The organism is Streptomyces sp. SAT1 (assembly GCF_001654495.1).
Taxonomy (GTDB): domain Bacteria; phylum Actinomycetota; class Actinomycetes; order Streptomycetales; family Streptomycetaceae; genus Streptomyces; species Streptomyces andamanensis.
This window is the reverse complement of the sequence record NZ_CP015849.1, coordinates 5383543-5401557: the sequence shown is the minus strand read 5'-3', so window position 1 is coordinate 5401557 and position 18015 is coordinate 5383543. Positions and strand designations below refer to the sequence as shown.

Below are 18015 nucleotides of genomic sequence, written 5' to 3'. Positions count from 1 at the left end.
ATGGCATCCGGTACGCGGTCGCGACCGCGGGGCCGAGCAGGGGCCGACGGCGCCGGGACGTCCGGTTCCGGGCCCGCCGGTGCCGGGCCCGGGGCGCCTCCCGCGGCGCGGGAAGCGGACGCGGCGCAGCCGCGTGTCCGGCAGGGGCCGGGCGGCGCGTTCCGGCTGCGACGGCTGGTGCTGCTGGAGCTGGCCGCGGCGGTTCTGGTGGTCGGCTGGGCGGTCGGACCGATGGCGCTGGCCGCCGCCGTGGTGGTCGCGGCGCTGCTGGTGGTGTCGGCCGTGGCGCGCCGAAGAGGCCGCTCGCTGCCCGAATGGGCCGCCACCGCACGCGCGTTGAAGGTACGGCAGCGGCGCGCCGCGGGCACACCGGTCCCCGCGGGCACGGAACCGGCGCTGGTCCCGGCCGTGGAGTGCGAGCCGAATCTGCGGACGTACGCGCACGGGGCGCGGGACCGGCGCCTGGTCGGCATCGTCGGGGACGGTACGTTCGTGACGGCGCTGCTCCAGGTGGAGGCCGACGCGACGGCGCTGCGCGCCGAGCGGACCCGGCGGCCGCTGCCGCTGGCGCTGGTGCGCGACGCCCTCGAAGTGGACGGTATCCGGCTGGAGTCGGCGCAGATCGTGCAGCACACCCAGCCCGCGCCCGCGCTCCATCTGCCGCAGCAGTCCGTGGCGGTGGCCAACTACCAGCCGCTCCAGGCACTGACGGGAGCCCCCGCGGTGCGCATCACCTGGATCGCGCTGAAGCTGGACCCGGAGCTGTGCCCCGAGGCCGTCACCGCGCGCGGCGGAGGTCTGGCCGGAGCGCGGAAGTGCGTCGTGCGCGCGGCGGACCATCTGGCGAGCCGGCTGACCGGGGCGGGCTTCCGGGCGACCGTCCTCGACGAGGAGGAGCTGATCGCCGCGCTCGCCACCTCGGCCTGCGCCAATCCGCTGGTGACGGCCGAGGCTGGCCGGACCGGGGCGCTTGAGCGGCGGACGCAGGAGTCCGCCCGCGACTGGCGGTGCGACAACCGCAGACATACGACGTACTGGATCCGGCGCTGGCCCCCGCTGGGCGGTGACGGCGGCGCGTCGCTGCCGCAGCTGCTCGCCGGGATCACGGCGATACCCGCCCTCGCCACCACCTTCAGCCTCACCCTCTCGCCCGGCGAGCGAGGCGATGTGGCGCTGTGCGGGCATCTGCGGGTGACCGGCCGCAGCGACGACGAACTGGTGGCGGCCCGGCAGGCGTTGGAGAGCGCCGCCCGGCAGGCGGGCGCGGGTCTGAGCAGGCTGGACCGGGAGCAGTTGCCGGGCATGCTGGCCACGCTGCCGCTGGGAGGTGTGCGGTGACGTTTCCCGCTTCGGCGCCCGCGGCTGTTCCGCCGGGCGCGGCGGTTCCGCCCGGCACGGCAGCTCCGTACGGCGTGACGGCTCTGTCAGGCACGGCAGCTCCGTACGGCGTGACGGCTCTGCCGGGTCCTGACGGTGGGGTGGTCGCGGGCGGCGCCGTGCCGTCCGTCGTCCGCCGGGCCGGTGAGCGGCTGCGGTACGGCCTCGGCCTGATCGGGCCCCGCCACGGGCGGCATGTCCTGTCCGCCCTGCAGCTCGACGCGCTCGCGCTGCCCATCGGGGACGACGGCGTGGTCGCGGGTGTCGACACCGAGGGACAGCCGGCCGTGCTCGGCATCAACCGGCCCACGCCCTACGACGTCGTGCTCATCGGCGGACTGTGGACGGCGCAGGTGCTCGCGCTGCGCACCGCCGCCACCGGGGCGCGGGTCGCCGTGGAGACCGGCCGGCCACAGTCCTGGATGCAGATGGTGCACGCCATGGGCGGCGGGCAGAACGGGCTGTCCGTGTACGAGGTCGGGCGGGTCCCGCCGCAGGGCGCGTCGGCGGGCACTCCGGTGCTCGTGGTGCGGGACTGCGGGATGCGGCCGCCGCGCGGGCGGGTGGGCTCGGGCCCGTGGCAGTCGGTGCTGACGCTGCTGCCGTATCTCAGTCCGGTGGCCCCGCGCCTGCTGCGGCAGGCGCGGCTCGCGGGCGTCCAGCGGGTCTCACCGGACGAGGCGGCGGAGCTGGGGCGCGTCATGGGGCTGTCCCGGGCGGAGCGGGAGTCCCTGCCCGCCCTGCCCGACGGTGTCACCCTCTGGTGCGGCGACCGCGACCGGCAGTACGTGATGACCCAGCCCACCGACGCCGAGACCGGATTGTTGGGCACGCCTCGCAGAATGGACTGAACTATCCCTGCGTGACCGTTTTGTTCAGCGGGTGCGCCGGGCGGGCGGGACCGACTCCGGTCTCCCGCAAGCGTGGTGTGACCTGGTGCGCGCGTGCCCGGGGGCGGCCGGGCCTGACGGGACCCGGCTCACGGTGATTAGGCTGGTACCGGACGCGATGCCACAACCCGTGGAGCAGGCGTCGACGGCCCAGGGGGAGCCGGCGCGATCGGACTGCCTCGAACCACTACGGACGACTCGGAACCACACGACATGGTCGCCCCGGCAGCATGAGCGTGCCCGACCACACCAGGAGGAACTGTGAGCAGCGATCGGGACGGGATCCGCGGGGGCTGGGCCACACCCGGCGATGACCAGCCCGACGCGGACTCGGCCATCGAGACGACCGGCGAGTTCACCATCGACTACGCGCCGCCCGCCTGGTACACGCAGAACGCGTACGGGACCTCGGGGGAACAGCAGGCCCCATCGCCGCCGGAGGCGCAGCAGCCGCAGGGCACCTCCGAGGGAGGCGCCGGTGGCGGCGCGGGCGGCTCCGCGGGCCCCGGGGCCGGGGCCTTCGGCGGGGCGGCCGGTGATCCTCGCGAGACCGGTGGGGCCGCCGGGATTGCCGGGGCTCCCGGGGGTCCGTCGTTCCCGCCGCCGCCACCCTCGCCCGGCGCGGGTACGCCGGGAGCGCCCGGTGCGCCTGCCGCGTTCGGTGCTCCCGGTACGCCCGGCGCTCCTGCCGCGTCCGGTGCGCCCTTCGCTCCGGCCGGGCCGCAGCCCGGTGCGCCGTTCGCTCCTCCTCCGCCGCCCCCGCCTCCGTCTCCGTCCGCTTCTCCGTCGCCGTCGCCGTCTCCGACCGCGGCCGAGACGCCTTTCCCGGCTCCGTTCACGGCTCCACCGCCGGTGGGCGAGCCGGTGGTCGTACCCGGGCTGCCGACGGACGGCGGGTTCGCGCCGCGCCATGAGCCCGCGGAGCAGGATCCGCGGCAACAGGGTGCGGGTTCCGGCGGTGGTGACCTCGAAAGCGGTGCCACCATGCGGTTCTCCGCCATCTCCGTGAAGCGGGACATCGAGGAGCAGGACGCCTCGTCGGACGACGGTTCGACCGAGGTCGGGGACGCTCCCGAAAGCGAGTCCGCGCACATCTCCGCGGACGCCTCCCCCGGGACCCCGGAGGACGTCCCTGGCGGGGCCTCCGGGACGGCGGACCCGGATGACGCCGCGTCGGCGGAACCCGATGCCGTCGACGAGACGGGCGCGTCCGAAAACGTCGGCACCGACGACGTGAATGGCGCCGATGACGCCGACGGCACCGACCAGGCGGAGGACAGCGAAGCGAGCGACCCGCGCGCCGACGCGTCGGACGCACCGGAAGCGCTGGAAGCACCGGAAACGCCGGGCGCCCCGGAGGACTCCGCCTTGCCCGCGCCCGACGACCGGCCCGACGCCGTTGCTGCGCCCGCTGCCGCGCCCGCCCCGGCGCCCCAGGACGCGGTGCCGCCCGCGGTGCAGCCCGCCGGGCCCACCGCTCCGGGTGCGCCGGGTGCGCCGGGGGCCTGGCCGCCTCCGCCGGTGCCACAGGGTCCCGTACCGCCGCTGCCGCCGTCGTACCAGCCGGCCGCGCCCGCACCGGCGGCCCAGTGGCCCGCGCAGCCGCAGCCGCAGCCCCAGCCCCAGCCGCCGTTCCAGGCGCAGCCGCAGCCCGGACAGCCGGCGCCGGCCGCCGCGCCGCAGCAGCAGGGATACGGCTTCCCGCCGAACGTCCCTCAGCCGCAGGTTCCCGGCCAGGCTCCGCCGCCGCCCGCGCCCCCCGCCCCGGCCGGCTACGGCTTCCCGCACTCCCCCGCCGCCGAGGCCACGGGCGTTCCCGGCAGCCCCGTACCGCCGTCCCAACCCCAGCCCCATCCCCAGCCGACCGGCTACGGCTTCCCGCCCGCGCAGCCGGGCGCACCCCTGCCGCCCGCCGCACCGGCCCAGCCCGGCGGCTACGGCTTCCCCCAGCAGCCCGCGCAGCCCCAACTCCAGCCCCAGCCCCAGCCGTCCCAGCCTCAGGCACCGGCCCAGGCGCGGCCCCAACCCGACAGTGCGCAGCAGCCGGGTGGTGCGCAGCCGGACGGGTTCGCGCTCCAGCAGCCGCAGCCCCCGGTCGACCCGCGCACCGGTGCCGCCTGGCCGCAGCCCATACAGCACGACCAGCGGCAGCCCACCAACCCCGGTGTCGCGCCGCTCGGTTACACGGCGGCCGTGGAGCTGTCGTCCGACCGGCTGCTCAACAACAAGCGGCAGAAGGCGCGCAGCGGGCGGCCGACGGCGGCCGGCGGCAGGTTCCGGCTCGGCGCGAAGAAGGAGGAGGCCGAGCGGCAGCGGAAGCTGGAGCTGATCCGCACGCCGGTGCTCTCCTGCTACCGGATCGCGGTCATCAGCCTCAAGGGCGGCGTCGGCAAGACGACGACGACCACCGCGCTGGGCTCCACGCTCGCGACGGAACGCCAGGACAAGATCCTCGCCATCGACGCCAACCCGGACGCGGGCACGCTCGGCCGCCGGGTGCGGCGGGAGACCGGGGCCACCATCCGCGACCTGGTCCAGGCGATCCCGTACCTCAACTCGTACATGGACATCCGGCGGTTCACCTCGCAGGCGCCCTCCGGTCTGGAGATCATCGCCAACGACGTCGACCCGGCGGTGTCCACGACGTTCAACGACGAGGACTACCGGCGCGCGATCGACGTGCTGGGCAACCAGTACCCGGTGATCCTGACGGACTCCGGCACGGGCCTGCTCTACAGCGCCATGCGCGGTGTGCTGGACCTCGCCGACCAGCTCATCATCATCTCCACACCGTCCGTCGACGGTGCCAGCAGCGCCAGTACGACGCTGGACTGGCTGTCGGCGCACGGGTACGCGGATCTGGTGGCGCGCTCGCTCACCGTGATCTCGGGTGTCCGCGAGACCGGGAAGATGATCAAGGTCGAAGACATCGTCTCCCACTTCGAGACGCGCTGCCGCGGTGTGGTCGTGGTGCCGTTCGACGAGCATCTGGCGGCCGGTGCCGAGGTCGACCTCGACATGATGCGGCCGAAGGTGCGGGAGGCGTACTTCAACCTCGCGGCCATGGTCGCCGAGGACTTCGTCCGGCACCAGCAGGCGCACGGGCTCTGGACCTCGGACGGCAACCCGCCCCCCGTGGCGGCCCCGCCGATGCCGGGCCAGCCCATGCCGAACCAGCCGTACCCCGGACAGCCCATGCCGGGACAGCCCATGCCGGGACAGCAGGTACCTGGTCAGCCCGCGCCCGGCCAGCCCTTCCCGGGCCAGCCCTACCCCGGCCAGCCGGGGCAACCGTACGCGGACCAGCAGGGCCGGCCGTATCCCGGCCAGCCCGGACACCCGGGCCACCCGGCCCAGTTCCCCCCGCAGCCGCCCCAGCACCCCGGACAGCCGTACGGCCAGCCGGGGCAGCCGGGGCAGCCGGGCCAGCCCGGCCCCTTCGCCCCACCGCAGCACCAGCACCACCAGCCCCACCCGCAGGCGCAGCCCCAGCCGCCCCACCACCCCGGGCACCCCTACCCGCCGCAGGCGCAGCCCCAGCAGCAGCCCGCCTCCCCGCCGGGGCAGCCCTCCCCCCACCCCCAGCCCGGAGACCCCCTGCCGGGGCACCCCCAGGGTGGCCAGAATCCGCCGCCTCCCGCGCCGCAGCAGTAGGCGGACCCATACCGGTGTGACCGCCCGAACCTCCTGAAGACCCGCTCCGCCCACCGGCGGAGCGGGTCTTCGCACGTTCGCAGGCAGAACCGGCGGGAATCGGCCGCCACTCTGTCACCAGCAAGGCTTCAATGGTCTCCACCAATGTGGGTGAACCTGCGGTCGACTTGTTGTTTCCGCAGGCCACATGGGGTTTGACATACCGTTGACGCGCGCAGACTGCCGCTGATAGACACACTTTTCATTCCGTCGGCGTCACCCGATCAAGCCCGATCAAGCGCGCTCCAGCGCCCGCACAGCTCGTTCCAGCCTGTTCACATCTGTTCAAGCCCGCCTCGCGCGGGGCGCGCCGCGTCCCGCGCGTGCGACGACGCGAGGTCACCGAGCCATGAGCACACAAGATCAGCACGGCAGTGGACGCCACGGCGCCCGCCCGACGAGAACACGGCTGCTGGCCACCGCGGGCGCCGCCGCGCTCCTCCTCGCGTCCGGGCTCGCCGCGCCCGCCACCGCCTCGGCCGCTCAGCAGGCCGGTGCCGCGGCGTCCGCGCGGGCCGGGGACGCGGGGCGAGCGGCGCGGGCCGCGGGCGGCGCGGACGACAAGCAGGCCGGCAAGAAGGTCCTCACCGTCGCCGTGGCGCAGAGCGTCGACTCGCTCAGCCCGTTCCTCGCGGTCCGGCTGGTCAGTACGAGCATCCACCGGCTGATGTACGAGTACCTGACGAGCTACGACCCGAAGGACAACCACGTCATCCCGGGCCTCGCCACCAAGTGGCAGTCGTCGCCGGACAAGCTGACCTGGACGTACACGATCCGTACCGACTCCAAGTGGTCGGACGGCCAGCAGGCCACCGCCGAGGACGCGGCGTGGACGTTCAACAAGATGATGACCGACGACGGCGCCGCCACCGCCAACGGCAGCTTCGTCACCAACTTCGCGGAGGTCACCGCACCCAGCCCCACCCAGCTGGTGATCCGGCTGAAGAAGCCGCAGGCCACGATGACCGCGCTCGATGTGCCGATCGTGCCCCAGCACGTCTGGGAGAAGGTCGGCGACCTCTCGAAGTTCAACAACGACAAGACCTTCCCGATCGTCGGCAACGGGCCGTTCGTGCTCACGGACTACAAGCCGGACAGCTATGTGCGGCTGAAGGCCAACAAGGACTTCTGGCGGGGCGCACCCAAGTTCGACGAGCTGGTGTTCCGGTACTACAAGGACCAGGACGCCGCCGTCGCCGCGCTGCGCAAGGGCGAGGTGTCGTTCGTCGCCGGTTCGCCCTCGCTGACGCCCGCTCAGGCCGCCTCGCTCAAGGGCGACAAGGACATTCACGTCAACGACGCACCGGGCCGCCGCTTCTACGCCCTCGCCACCAATCCGGGCGCGCGGGCGAAGGACGGCACGAAGATCGGCGACGGCGATCCGTCCCTGCTGGACGAGCGGGTGCGGCACGCGCTGTTCATGGCGGTGGACCGCAAGGCCATCGTCGACAAGGTCTTCCAGGGCCACGCGGTCGAGGGCCAGGGGTACATCCCGCCGCGCTTCTCGCAGTACTTCTACAAGCCGACCGCCGCACAGGAACTGGCGTACGACCCGGCGAAGGCCGGGCAGCTCCTCGACCAGGCGGGCTACAAGAAGAACGCGGACGGCAAGCGCGTCGGCAAGGACGGCAGGCCGCTGAACTACCGCGTGCTGTGCCACGCCACCGACCCCAACGACAAGGCGGTCGGCAAGTACCTCCAGGAGTGGTGGGGCAAGCTCGGCATCGGGGTCACCCTGAACTGCCTGGACAACGTGACCGACCCGTGGCTGGCCGGGAAGTTCGACCTCGCCTTCGACGGCTGGTCCGTCAACCCCGACCCGGACTTCGTGATGTCCATCCACACCTGCGCCGCCCGCCCGCAGACCCCGAAGGACACCGGCGCCACCGACGACTTCATCTGCGACAAGACCTACGACGAGCTGTACGCGCGCCAGCTCGCCGAGTACGACCCCGCCAAACGGGCGGACCTGGTCCGGCAGATGGAGTCGCGGCTGTACGACCTGGGATACATGAACGTCATGGCCTATCCCAACGCGGTCGAGGCCTACCGCACGGACCAGATCAAGTCGATCACCACCATGCCGTCGGCGGCGGGCAACATCTACGGGCAGGACGGCTACTGGAGCTGGTGGTCGGCCGTCCCGGCGGACTCCGACGGCTCCTCGGACGGCTCGTCGTCGACCGGGGTCGTGATCGGCATCGTCGTGGGCGTCGTCGTCATCGCCGGACTGGCGGTGCTCTTCGCGGTGCGCCGCCGGGCGACGGCGGAGGACCGCGAATAGACCGGGAACCGACCGTTGTGCCGACCGCGAACCGACCGCGAACAGACCGTTGTGCCGACCGCGAACAGACCGTTGCGCCGACCACGAACCGACCGTGAACAGACCGTTGTGCCGACCGGCACAGGGCGAGCGGACCGGGAACAGCGCGAGCGGCCGGGGAACAGGCAGTGCAGCCGTGAACAGGACGACGACCGCGACCACGTGTACAGGTGCAGGTGCTCATGACCACTGAAGCGACATCCTCACCGGCCGGGGGCGCCGCCGTCCCCGGCCCGGCGGGGCCCGCGCCGGAGGACGGGGGGCGGACGTCCGGGCCGGGGCGGAGGCTCACCGGCGGCGGCTATCCGCGGTACGTGGCGGGCAAGCTGGCCGGGGCCGCCGTGTCCCTGCTCGCCGTCCTCGTCACCAGTTTCTTCCTCTTCCGGCTGATCCCGGGCGACCCGGTGAAGTTCATGACCGGGGGACGCCCGGTCTCGGCCGAGCAGATCGCCGTCTACCGGCGCGAGTTCGGACTCGACCTGCCGCTGTGGCAGCAGTTCACGCACTACTGCGGCAAGGCGCTGACCGGGGACCTGGGGACGTCGTACCAGTTCCGGGCGCCCGTCGTCGACAAGATCACCGAGGCGCTGCCGAACACCCTGCTGCTCACCGGCACGGCGTTCGTGCTGTACACCGCGCTGGGCGTCTTCCTCGGCACCCGCTCGGCATGGCGGCACGGCAAGCTGGGCGACCGGCTCAACACCGGCCTCGCGCTGACCCTCTACTCCATCCCGTCCTTCTGGCTGGGCCTGCTGCTCATCATCGTCCTGTCGGTCGGTGTGGGCCCGGTCCCGGGCCTGTTCCCGACCGGCGGCATGGAGTCGGGCGGCAAGGAGGGCTTCGCCTACGCCGTCGACGTCGCCCACCACCTCGTCCTGCCGGTGGTGACGCTGGTCGCCGTCGAGTACGGGCAGACGCTGCTGGTCACCCGGTCGGCGCTGCTGGACGAGATGGGCGGCGACTATCTGACGACGGCGCGGGCCAAGGGCCTGCGGGACGACCTCGTACGGCGCCGGCACGCCGTGCCGAACGCGCTGCTGCCGACCGTGACGCTGATCTTCGTCAATCTGGGGCGGACCGTGGCCGGTGTCATCCTGGTCGAGACGGTCTTCTCCTGGCCGGGGCTCGGCGGGCTGTTCTACCAGGCGCTGAGCGTGCCCGACCTGCCGCTGGTGCAGGGGCTGTTCTTCGTCTTCGCCGCGGCGGTGATCGTCATGAACACCCTCGCCGACCTGCTGTATCCGCTGCTCGATCCGAGGGTGGGCCGATGACCTCCGAGACCACCGAAGCCGCCGGCTCCCCGGAGGCATCCGGGGACGACCGCACTCCCCCGGGCGCCGCGACCGGCGGGAAGCCCGCCGCGCCGGGGCCGCGCGCGTTGGCGTGGCGGCGCCGCCGGGCCTCCGCCGCGCGCTTCTGGAAGGAGTACCGCGGGCATCGCGCGGGCGTGGCCGGGCTCGCCGCGCTGGTGCTGTTCGCGCTGGTGGCGCTGACCGCGCCGCTGACCGTCGGCTCGGACGTGGAGAGCGTGACCGACGCGCCGGGCCGGCCGCTGGAGAGCCCCAGCGGCCACTTCCCGCTGGGCACCGACCAGTTCGGACGGAACCTGCTGGGCCTGGTGATCTGGGGTTCGCGGATCTCGCTGCTCGTCGGACTGCTGGCCGCCGTGCTCTCCGTGGCGATCGGGGCGCTCATCGGGGTCACCGCCGGGCACTTCCGCGGCTGGTACGCCACGGTGGCGATGCGGGTCACCGACTGGTTCCTGGTGGTGCCGACGCTGGTCCTCGCCATCGCGCTCGCCACGGTGCTGTCCCGCTCGCTCGGCACGATCGTGCTCGCGATCGGCGTGACCACGTGGCCGACCACCGCCCGCCTGGTGCGGGCGCAGACACTGGCGGTGGAGTCGCGGCCGTACATCGAACGCGCGAAGGCGCTCGGTGGCGGCCACTGGCACGTCATGTCCCGGCACGTGCTGCCGAACGTCATGCCGCTGGTGCTCGCGCAGACCACCCTGATCATCTCCTCCGCGATCCTCGCCGAGGCGACCCTGGCCTTCCTCGGCCTCGGGGACCCCACGGTCGTCTCCTGGGGCGGGCTGCTCCAGGACGCCCGGGAGGCGGGGGCCGTCAGCTCCGGCGACTGGTGGTACCTGGTGCCGCCGGGCATCGCGATCGCGGTCGTGGCGCTGGCGTTCACGCTGTGCGGGCGCGCGGTGGAGGCCGTACTCAACCCCAGGCTGGGGGTGTCCCGTTGACCCTGCTCGACGTACAGGACCTGGAAGTGACGTACCCGGGCGGAGCCGCCGCCGTGCGCGGGGTCGACCTGACCCTGGGCGCGGGCGAGAAGCTCGGCATCGCGGGCGAGTCGGGCTGCGGCAAGTCCACGCTGGCGCTGGCCCTGCTGCGGCTGCTGCCGGCCGGGGCCCGCACCGGCGGGCGGATCCTGCTGGACGGCGAGGACGTCCTCGCCATGAAGTGGGGCCGGGTGCGGGCGGTGCGCTGGGCGGGGGCGTCGATCGTCTTCCAGGGCGCGATGCACTCCCTGAACGCGGTGCACCGCGTCGGCGACCAGATCGCCGAACCGATCCTGCTGCACCGCGGGGCGACCGCGGCCGGTGCCCGCAAGCGGGCCGGTGAGCTGCTGGAACAGGTGGGGCTTCCGGCGGCGCGGGCGTCCGCCTATCCGCACGAGCTGTCCGGCGGGCAGCGCCAGCGCGTCATGATCGCGATGGCGCTCGCCTGCGACCCGCGGCTGATCATCGCCGACGAGCCCACCACCGCGCTGGACGTGATGATCCAGGCCCAGATCCTGCGCCTGATCGAGGAGCTGGTCAGCGAGCAGGACGTGGGCCTGATCATGATCAGTCACGATCTCGCCGTGCTCGCCGACACCTGCGACCGGCTCGCCGTGATGTACGCGGGCCGGGTCGTCGAGGAGGGCCCGGCCCGCCAGGTCTACGAGGACGCCCGGCACCCCTACGGCAAGGCGCTGTCGGGGGCGTTCCCGAGGATCGGCGACCCGGCCTCGCGGTTCGCGCCGCGCGGGCTGCCCGGCGATCCGCCCGACCCGGCGGCCGTGCCGCCCGGGTGCGCGTTCCGCCCGCGCTGCACGGTCGCCCTGGACCGCTGCGCGGCCGAGGACCAGGCGCTGCGGGAGGCGGGCGCGGGCCGGCGGGCGGCGTGTGTGCACGTGGGATCCGGGGAGGACACCGGGACGGCCGGGAGCGGGGCGTCCGCGCAGGACGAGGGACTGAGGAGCGGCACCGCATGACGACCACCACATCCCCGCTGCTGAGCGTCGAGGGGTTGCGTGTCGCCTTCCCCGGACGGCACGGCGCGCCGACCGCGCGGGCCGTGGACGGGGTGGACCTCGACATCCGGCGGGGCGAGATCGTGGCGCTGGTCGGCGAGTCCGGCTGCGGCAAGACGACGCTGGCCCGCTCCCTGCTCGGGCTGGTCCAGCCGACCGCGGGCCGGGTCACCTTCGACGGGGCCCCGCTGGCGTACTCCTCGCGCGCCCTGAAGGCGTACCGCAAGCGGGCGCAGCTGGTCCTCCAGGACCCGAGCGGCTCGCTCAACCCGCGGCACACGGTGTACGACGCCGTCGCCGAGGGCCTGCGCATCCACGGACACGCGGGTGACGAGCGGGCCGCGGTCGCCGGGGCCCTGGCCCGCGCCGGGCTGCGGCCTCCCGAGCGCTTCTTCCTGCGCTATCCGCACGAGCTGTCCGGCGGACAGCGCCAGCGGGTCGTCATCGCGGGCGCGCTGGTCCTGGAGCCGGAACTGCTCGTCGCCGACGAACCGGTGGCCTCCCTCGACGCGTCCGTGCGCGGCGAGATCCTCGCGCTGCTGCTGCGGCTGCGCACCGAACTCGGGCTCTCCGCGCTGGTGGTGACGCACGATCTGGGGCTGGCCTGGAACATCGCCGACCGGGTCGCGGTGATGTACCTCGGCCGGATCGTGGAGACGGGCGCGGTGGAGCAGGTGCTGACGGCGCCCCGGCATCCGTACACCCAGGCGCTGCTGTCCGTCCTGCCGGAGGCGCCGGGCGCCCCGGTCGTCCTCACCGGCGAGCCGCCCGACCCCTCGCGGATCCCCGCGGGCTGCCGGTTCCACGCGCGCTGCCAGATCCTGGCCGGCGGCGAGGCCGAACGCGCGGGGGTCGCCGACGCCTGCCGCGGCCAGGACCTGGAGATCCTGCACGGCGGCGGCACGAACCAGGTCGCCTGCCACTGGGCCCGGACCCGGCCGCAGCAGCAGACGGCGGCGGAAGCCGGGACCGGGACGGCCGTGCCTCCCGGGTGAGGGCTCCGGCGCGCGAGCGCCTGCCGCCCGGGTGCGGAACGGCTCAGACCTGCTGGTCGTCCGCCGCGATGATCTCGCGGCACTTCTTGACGTCCTCGGCCATCGTCTCCAGGAGGGCGTCCAGGGAGTCGAACTTGGCCTGGCCGCGCACGAAGGCGAGGAAGTCCACGGCGACGTGCAGGCCGTACAGGTCGAGGCCGACGCGGTCGATCGCGTACGCCTCGACGGTGCGCTCGGTGCCGTCGAACTGCGGGTTGGTGCCGACGGAGACGGCGGCCGGCATCACCTCGCCCTGGGCGTGCAGATAACCGGCGTAGACGCCGTCGGCGGGGATCGCGGTGTGCGGGAGCGTCTCCACGTTGGCCGTGGGGAAGCCCAGCTCTCGGCCGCGCTGGGCGCCGCGTACGACCACGCCCTCCACGCGGTGCGGGCGGCCGAGGATCTCGCGGGCGCCGCCCACGTCCCCCTCGGCGACCAGGCGCCGGGTCAGGGTGGAGGAGAACGGCTCGCCGCCGCCCGCAGCCCCGGTGACGTACAGGTCGACGACCTCGACCTCGAAGTCGTGGAGCTTGCCCTGCTCGGCGAGGAAGTCCACGGTGCCCGCGGCACGGTGGCCGAAGCGGAAGTTGGGGCCCTCGACGACCGCCTTGGCGTGCAGCTTGTCGACCAGCACCCTGACGACGAAGTCGGCCGCGGACAGCTGCGAGAACGCCGTGGTGAACGGCAGGACGAGCACCGCGTCCACGCCCAGCTCCGCCATCAGCTCGGCGCGGCGGTGGTGGGGGGCGAGCAGCGGCGGGTGGCTGCCGGGGCGCACCACCTCGCTGGGGTGCGGGTCGAAGGTGACGACGACGGAGGGCACGCCCAGCTCGCGGGCGCGGTTCACGGCGTGCTCGATGATGAGCTGATGGCCGCGGTGGACCCCGTCGTAGGACCCGATGGTGACGACGCTGCGCCCCCAGTCCTGGGGGATGTCCTCCAAGCCACGCCAGCGCTGCACTGTGACCGCTCCTCGTCGAACCCGTGTCCTTGTTGGCCGGATGCCGCCCGGATTGCCGTCATCCGGGTCGCCCTGCCGCCTTGTCCGCAGGTCTAAGGGTGCCATGCCCGGCCCGCGCCGCCCGCATCGGCATGGGCCCTGTGACCGGGTGCACGTGAGCGGCGGGCGTGCGCGGCGGGCGTCAGACGGGGACCGGCGGGACGGCCGTCGGCGGCGGGGCGGGGGCCGCTGCCCCGGGCGGCCGCTGCTCGGGGGTCCTGCGGGCGCCGGGACCCACCAGGGCGGCCCAGTCGTACGGCGCGCCGGTGAGCCAGCCGGCCAGCCGCGCGGCGAAGCCGGGGAGCTGGCGGCCAAGCTCCGCGAGGGCGCGGTCGAAGACGGCCGCGCCCTGAGGGGTGCGGACGAGCAGCAGCCCGACCCGGTGGACGAGGAGCCGCAGATCCTCCTCGGCGCCGGGCGCGGCGGCGCGCAGCACCGTGTCCAGCACGGCCGGGTCCGTCTCGCGGGTCAACAGCAGATCGAGCAGTTCCCGGCGCGGTACCCGGGACGCCGGGGAGCCGGGCGTGGCGAGGACCGCGCCCAGGGCCGAGCGCAGCGCGGCCGAGCCGCCCGCGGGGCTGTCCGGGCAGTCGGGGCCGCTGTTCTCCAGGAGGGCGGTGAGCAGCGGGAACAGCATCGCGCGGGCGCCCGGCCCCTGGTCGAGGCGCCGGTCGACGTACTCCGCTACGACGGCGGCGGTGTCCGGCGCCCGCGTCACCGCGTCCCGGACGACGGCGGCGACGCGCCGGGCGAGCACGGGTGTGGTGGCGTCGGCGAGGGTGCGCAGCGCCTGCGCCGCGCCGGGGCCGTGCCGCAGCCGTTCGCCGAAGGCGGCGAGGACCGCCTCGGGGTGGGTGGCCAGCGCGGGGGTGAGCGCGTCGGGCGGCAGGTGGGCGTCACCGGCGGCGAAGTGCCGCAACGCCTGCGGGAGGTGCCGGGCACGGGTCGCCGGGTCGGCCACGAGCAGGGCCAGGGCGCCGCCGTGCAGGGCGGTGTCGGCGGGACGGGCGAGCACGGCGCGGGCGGCGCCGCTCAGCAGCGCGCGGTCCGAGTCGGCGCGGACGTGGGGCGCGCTGCGCAGTGCCTGTGCCACCGCCGTGGCGCGGCGGTCCGGCTGTTCGTCGTGCGCCCATCGGGCGACGGCCCGGCACAGGAGGGCCGGTTCCTCCTCGGCGAGCGCGGTCAGCAGTTCGGCGGCGCGCGGGTGCGGGCAGTCGGCGAGTGTCTCGGTGAGGTCGTCCGGGTCCGGGTCGCGGTGGGCGTAGAGCAGCGCTTGTGCGGCCGTGGCCACGGTGGCGTGCGGCGCGGCGGGCAGGGGCCGCTCGTCGTCGAACCAGCGGGTCAGATGCGGTCGCACCGTGGCCGGTTCGGCGACGAGGAGCCGGGCGACGGCGTCCAGATAGCGGAGCGGACGAGGGCCGCCCGGGGCGGCAGCGGTACCGGCGCCCTGCGGGGTACCGGACGCCTGCGGGGAACCGGCCACCGGCCCGGGGCCGGGTGCGGACATCTGAGCCGCCGGGTCGGCGGCGGGCGCCTGCGCGGGGTGGGCGGTGGCGGGCGTCCGCGCCGGGCCGGTGGCGGCTTCCGCCGGTCGGCCGCCGGTGCCCTCCCGCCGTGCGGGATCTTCGCCGGGCCGCCGCGCGGGGTCTGTGGCCGCTTCCCACGCGGGACCGCTGCCGGTCGGGACGGTCTCCCGCGCGGGACCGTCGGCGGGGCCGGAGCCGGAGCCGGGCTCCCGCGCCGGGCTGTCGCTCAGGAGGAGGCGGCGGAGCAGGTCGCAGCGGTCGGTGGCCGGCAGATGCAGCGCCGCCCAGAAGCCGGGTCCGAAACCGCTCGGCACCGGGAGGCCGCATTGCCGCCAGACGCCGATCCGGTCGGCGAGCAGCCGCAGCACACCGGCGTACGGCGTGGCGTCCGTGACGCGCCGGAGGACGCCGGCGAGCAGCCGGGACGCCCACCACGAGTGCGGGTCGCCGTCCAGGGCGCACAGCAGCTCCTCCAGCCGGACGGCGAGGCGGCGCGGGCCGTGCTGGCGGGCGAGCAGGAGCAGGGCCTGGACGACCGGGCCGATGCGGTGGTGCGGCACGGGCAGCGGGCGGCGCGGCTCGCCGGGGATGTGCCGCCGGTGCACCAGGACCCGCAGAGCCTCGTCCAGGTCGAGGTGGCCGCCCTGGATCCAGTCGGCCAGCTCCTCGTGGGCGAACCGGTAGCCGTCACCGGCCGGAACGATCAGGCCCTCGGTGAGGACGGCCGACGCCCAGCCGGTACCGCCGCCGAGGCGCGCGGGGGCGGGCCCCCAGGGGAACACCTCCTCGAACGTGGCCCGGTCCAGCTCCCCCCGGCCGGGGCCGAGGCTGCGCCGGGCGGCCTCGTGCACCTGGCCGGAGACCCGGGCCGCGAGGCGGCGGACGGCGGTGCCGCGCAGGTCGTTCTCGGCGGCCAGCCGGACGGCGACGCGCAGGCACATCAGGTCCAGGTGGGCCGCGAGCACGTCGGCACGGTCGAGGCGGGGGTGGCCGCCGGTGCCGGGCAGCGCCGCCCGTACCTCGGCCAGCAGCCGGAGCGTGAGGGGGTGGCGGGCGTCGGCGTCGGCCAGGGCGCCGTCCGGGATCCGGTGCCGGGCGCGGGCCGTACGCGCCTCCTCGGGGCGCAGGTCCCCGAGCCGCAGGCAGGCCGCGGAGGGAACCGCGGGGCCGTCCGCCGCCGTGACGGCCGCCGCCTCCCAGTACTCGTCCCGGCAGGCGACCACCAGCCGCGCCCCCGTGCCGTGCAGCCAGCGGGCGGTGCTCTCGGTCCACTCGGCGAGCCGGTCCGCCAGGGCGGACGGCATCTCCTCGGGGCCGTCCAGGAGGAGCAGCAGCGGCCGCCCGTGGGCGCGGGCGAGCTGGGCGAGCCGCTCCGGGGTGAGACCGGCGAGACCGGTCGGCAGCGGTGCCCGCGCGGCCGAGACGATGCGGGCCGCCCGCTCCAGCGCCCGGCCGGCCGCGTCCGCCACCGAGGTGTCGGCGCCGTGCAGGTCGGCGCCGCGCAGCCACAGGGTGGGCGCGGGGGCGTCCCCGCGGGCGCGGCGCCCGGCCAGCGCCGCGAGTTCGGTCGTACGGCCGCTGCCGGGCGGCCCCACCAGGCCGAGCACCGCCGGTCCGGTCGCCGGGCCGCGCCCGAACGCGTCCAGCTCCCGGGCCACCGCGGGCCGCTCGACCGGCGGCCCGTACGGGGCGGGCGCCGGGGCGGACGGATGGTCCGGGAGGGCGCCTCGCGGGGCCTCCTGGGCGACGGAGGTGGCCGTCAGTTCCAGCACGCCCGCCAGGTTCAGATCAGGGCCGTAGGCGGGGACAGTGGCCGCGTTGCGGGCGAGCAGTCCGGACAGGGGGCCGTCCGGGCCGTCGCCGGGCGACAGCGGTACCGCGAGGCCGGTGACGCGGGGGCCGGAGCAGAGGGCCGTGCCGAGCACGGCGGCGACGGCGCCGGTCTCCGGGTCCAGCACCGGTCCCCCGGCGGCTCCGCCGCCCGGCCGCAGGGCGTCGCGGCCCGCGGTGCCGATGGCGAGCTCCAGGACGCCGTCCAGGCGGTGGGAGCGGCCGTCGGCGGGGTAGGTGGCGGTGGCCGTGTCCAGGACGCGGGCCTCGCGCCAGCCGCCGGCCGCGATCCGCACATAGCCGCCGGCCCGCACCCGGCCGGGTGCCGCCACCGGCAGCGGCGCGAGGTCCAGGCCCTCGGTCCGGACGAGCGCGAGGTCCAGGCCGGGCAGTTCGGTCACGGCGTCGGCGCCCACGACGTGGGAGCGGCCGTCCGTGCCGTGCGGGTGCAGTACGAGCGCGCTGAGGCCGGCCACGGTCTCGTGGCTGGTGATCACGGTGCCGTGGTGGTCGGCGGCGAAGCCGGTGCCGCGCGGGCGTCCCGCCAGGTCCCTGACGTACACCAGGGAGGCGTCCAGGACGCGGTCGCGCGCCCCGGCGGTGGCCGAGGGCCCGGGAGGGGGCTTCGGAGCGGCGGTCACGGCGGGAGCGGCCCCGGCAGCGGCCCCCGCCACCGGTCCGCGGCGCGGCGCGGGCCGCAGGGCGTGCCTGCCGCCGCGGTGTCCGCCGGGCGCGCCGCCGGACACGGCCTCCGGCCGCGGCTCCCGTGCTGCCGCCATGGTCCGACCTCCCCGCCCGTGCCGCCGTGCGGCCGCGCCCAGTGCCTGTCGCGTCCCCGTCGACATGTCGATCTCGTCCCGGTTCCGCCCTGTCCCCGACGGTAGGCGCGAAACGATCAGCGGGAAAGATCGTGAGGCGAACGCGCCCCCCTGCGCCCCCGCGGTTCACTCCGAGCGCCTGCACGGTCGGGTGAATCTCCGGAGGTCGCCGGATACCGGCCGGGAGCGGGGGAAGCGAGCGCCCCCGTGGAGCG

The 18015-nt window shown here is 75.3% G+C and carries 10 protein-coding genes; 8 read left to right on the top strand and 2 right to left on the bottom strand.

Features of this window, described 5'->3' with window-relative positions; all coding sequences use genetic code 11:
• The 8 genes from eccE to A8713_RS23355 all read left to right on the top strand — a co-directional run bounded on the left by eccE (position 1) and on the right by A8713_RS23355 (position 12587).
• Positions 1-1338, top strand: coding sequence for a type VII secretion protein EccE (gene eccE, locus A8713_RS23390; protein WP_237305446.1), 1338 nt, complete (start codon positions 1-3; stop codon positions 1336-1338).
• A gap of 158 nt (positions 1339-1496) precedes the next feature.
• Complete coding sequence (locus A8713_RS23385) at positions 1497-2228, top strand: hypothetical protein (protein ID WP_237305445.1); 732 nt, start codon at positions 1497-1499, stop codon at positions 2226-2228.
• A 300-nt stretch (positions 2229-2528) separates the two neighbouring features.
• Positions 2529-5921, top strand: a complete 3393-nt coding sequence (locus A8713_RS23380; RefSeq protein WP_079159090.1) for an SCO5717 family growth-regulating ATPase — start codon at positions 2529-2531, stop codon at positions 5919-5921.
• A 388-nt stretch (positions 5922-6309) separates the two neighbouring features.
• On the top strand, positions 6310-8244 hold the full coding sequence (locus A8713_RS23375) for an ABC transporter substrate-binding protein (protein ID WP_064535553.1): 1935 nt from the start codon (positions 6310-6312) through the stop codon (positions 8242-8244).
• A gap of 221 nt (positions 8245-8465) precedes the next feature.
• Positions 8466-9554: an ABC transporter permease gene (locus A8713_RS23370; protein WP_064537664.1), complete on the top strand. Its 1089-nt coding sequence runs from the start codon at positions 8466-8468 to the stop codon at positions 9552-9554.
• Positions 9551-10537, top strand: a complete 987-nt coding sequence (locus A8713_RS23365) for an ABC transporter permease (RefSeq protein WP_064535552.1) — start codon at positions 9551-9553, stop codon at positions 10535-10537. The genes A8713_RS23370 and A8713_RS23365 overlap by 4 nt, the downstream gene beginning before the upstream one ends.
• A complete protein-coding gene (locus tag A8713_RS23360) occupies positions 10534-11553 on the top strand; it encodes an ABC transporter ATP-binding protein (protein WP_064535551.1) in 1020 nt (339 codons plus the stop codon). Before A8713_RS23365 ends, A8713_RS23360 begins: the two co-directional genes overlap by 4 nt.
• Positions 11550-12587, top strand: a complete 1038-nt coding sequence (locus tag A8713_RS23355) for an ABC transporter ATP-binding protein (protein WP_064535550.1) — start codon at positions 11550-11552, stop codon at positions 12585-12587. The genes A8713_RS23360 and A8713_RS23355 overlap by 4 nt, the downstream gene beginning before the upstream one ends.
• Before the next feature lie 43 nt (positions 12588-12630).
• Here the strand turns inward: A8713_RS23355 and A8713_RS23350 are convergent, their stop codons facing one another.
• Both A8713_RS23350 and A8713_RS23345 read right to left on the bottom strand, forming a co-directional pair.
• Positions 12631-13587 (bottom strand): bifunctional riboflavin kinase/FAD synthetase, encoded by a 957-nt coding sequence (locus tag A8713_RS23350; protein WP_064535549.1) that lies wholly within the window; start codon positions 13585-13587, stop codon positions 12631-12633.
• Positions 13588-13768: 181 nt separating this feature from the next.
• Positions 13769-17761, bottom strand: coding sequence for a trypsin-like peptidase domain-containing protein (locus A8713_RS23345; protein ID WP_064535548.1), 3993 nt, complete (start codon positions 17759-17761; stop codon positions 13769-13771).
• Positions 17762-18015: the final 254 nt, after the last annotated feature.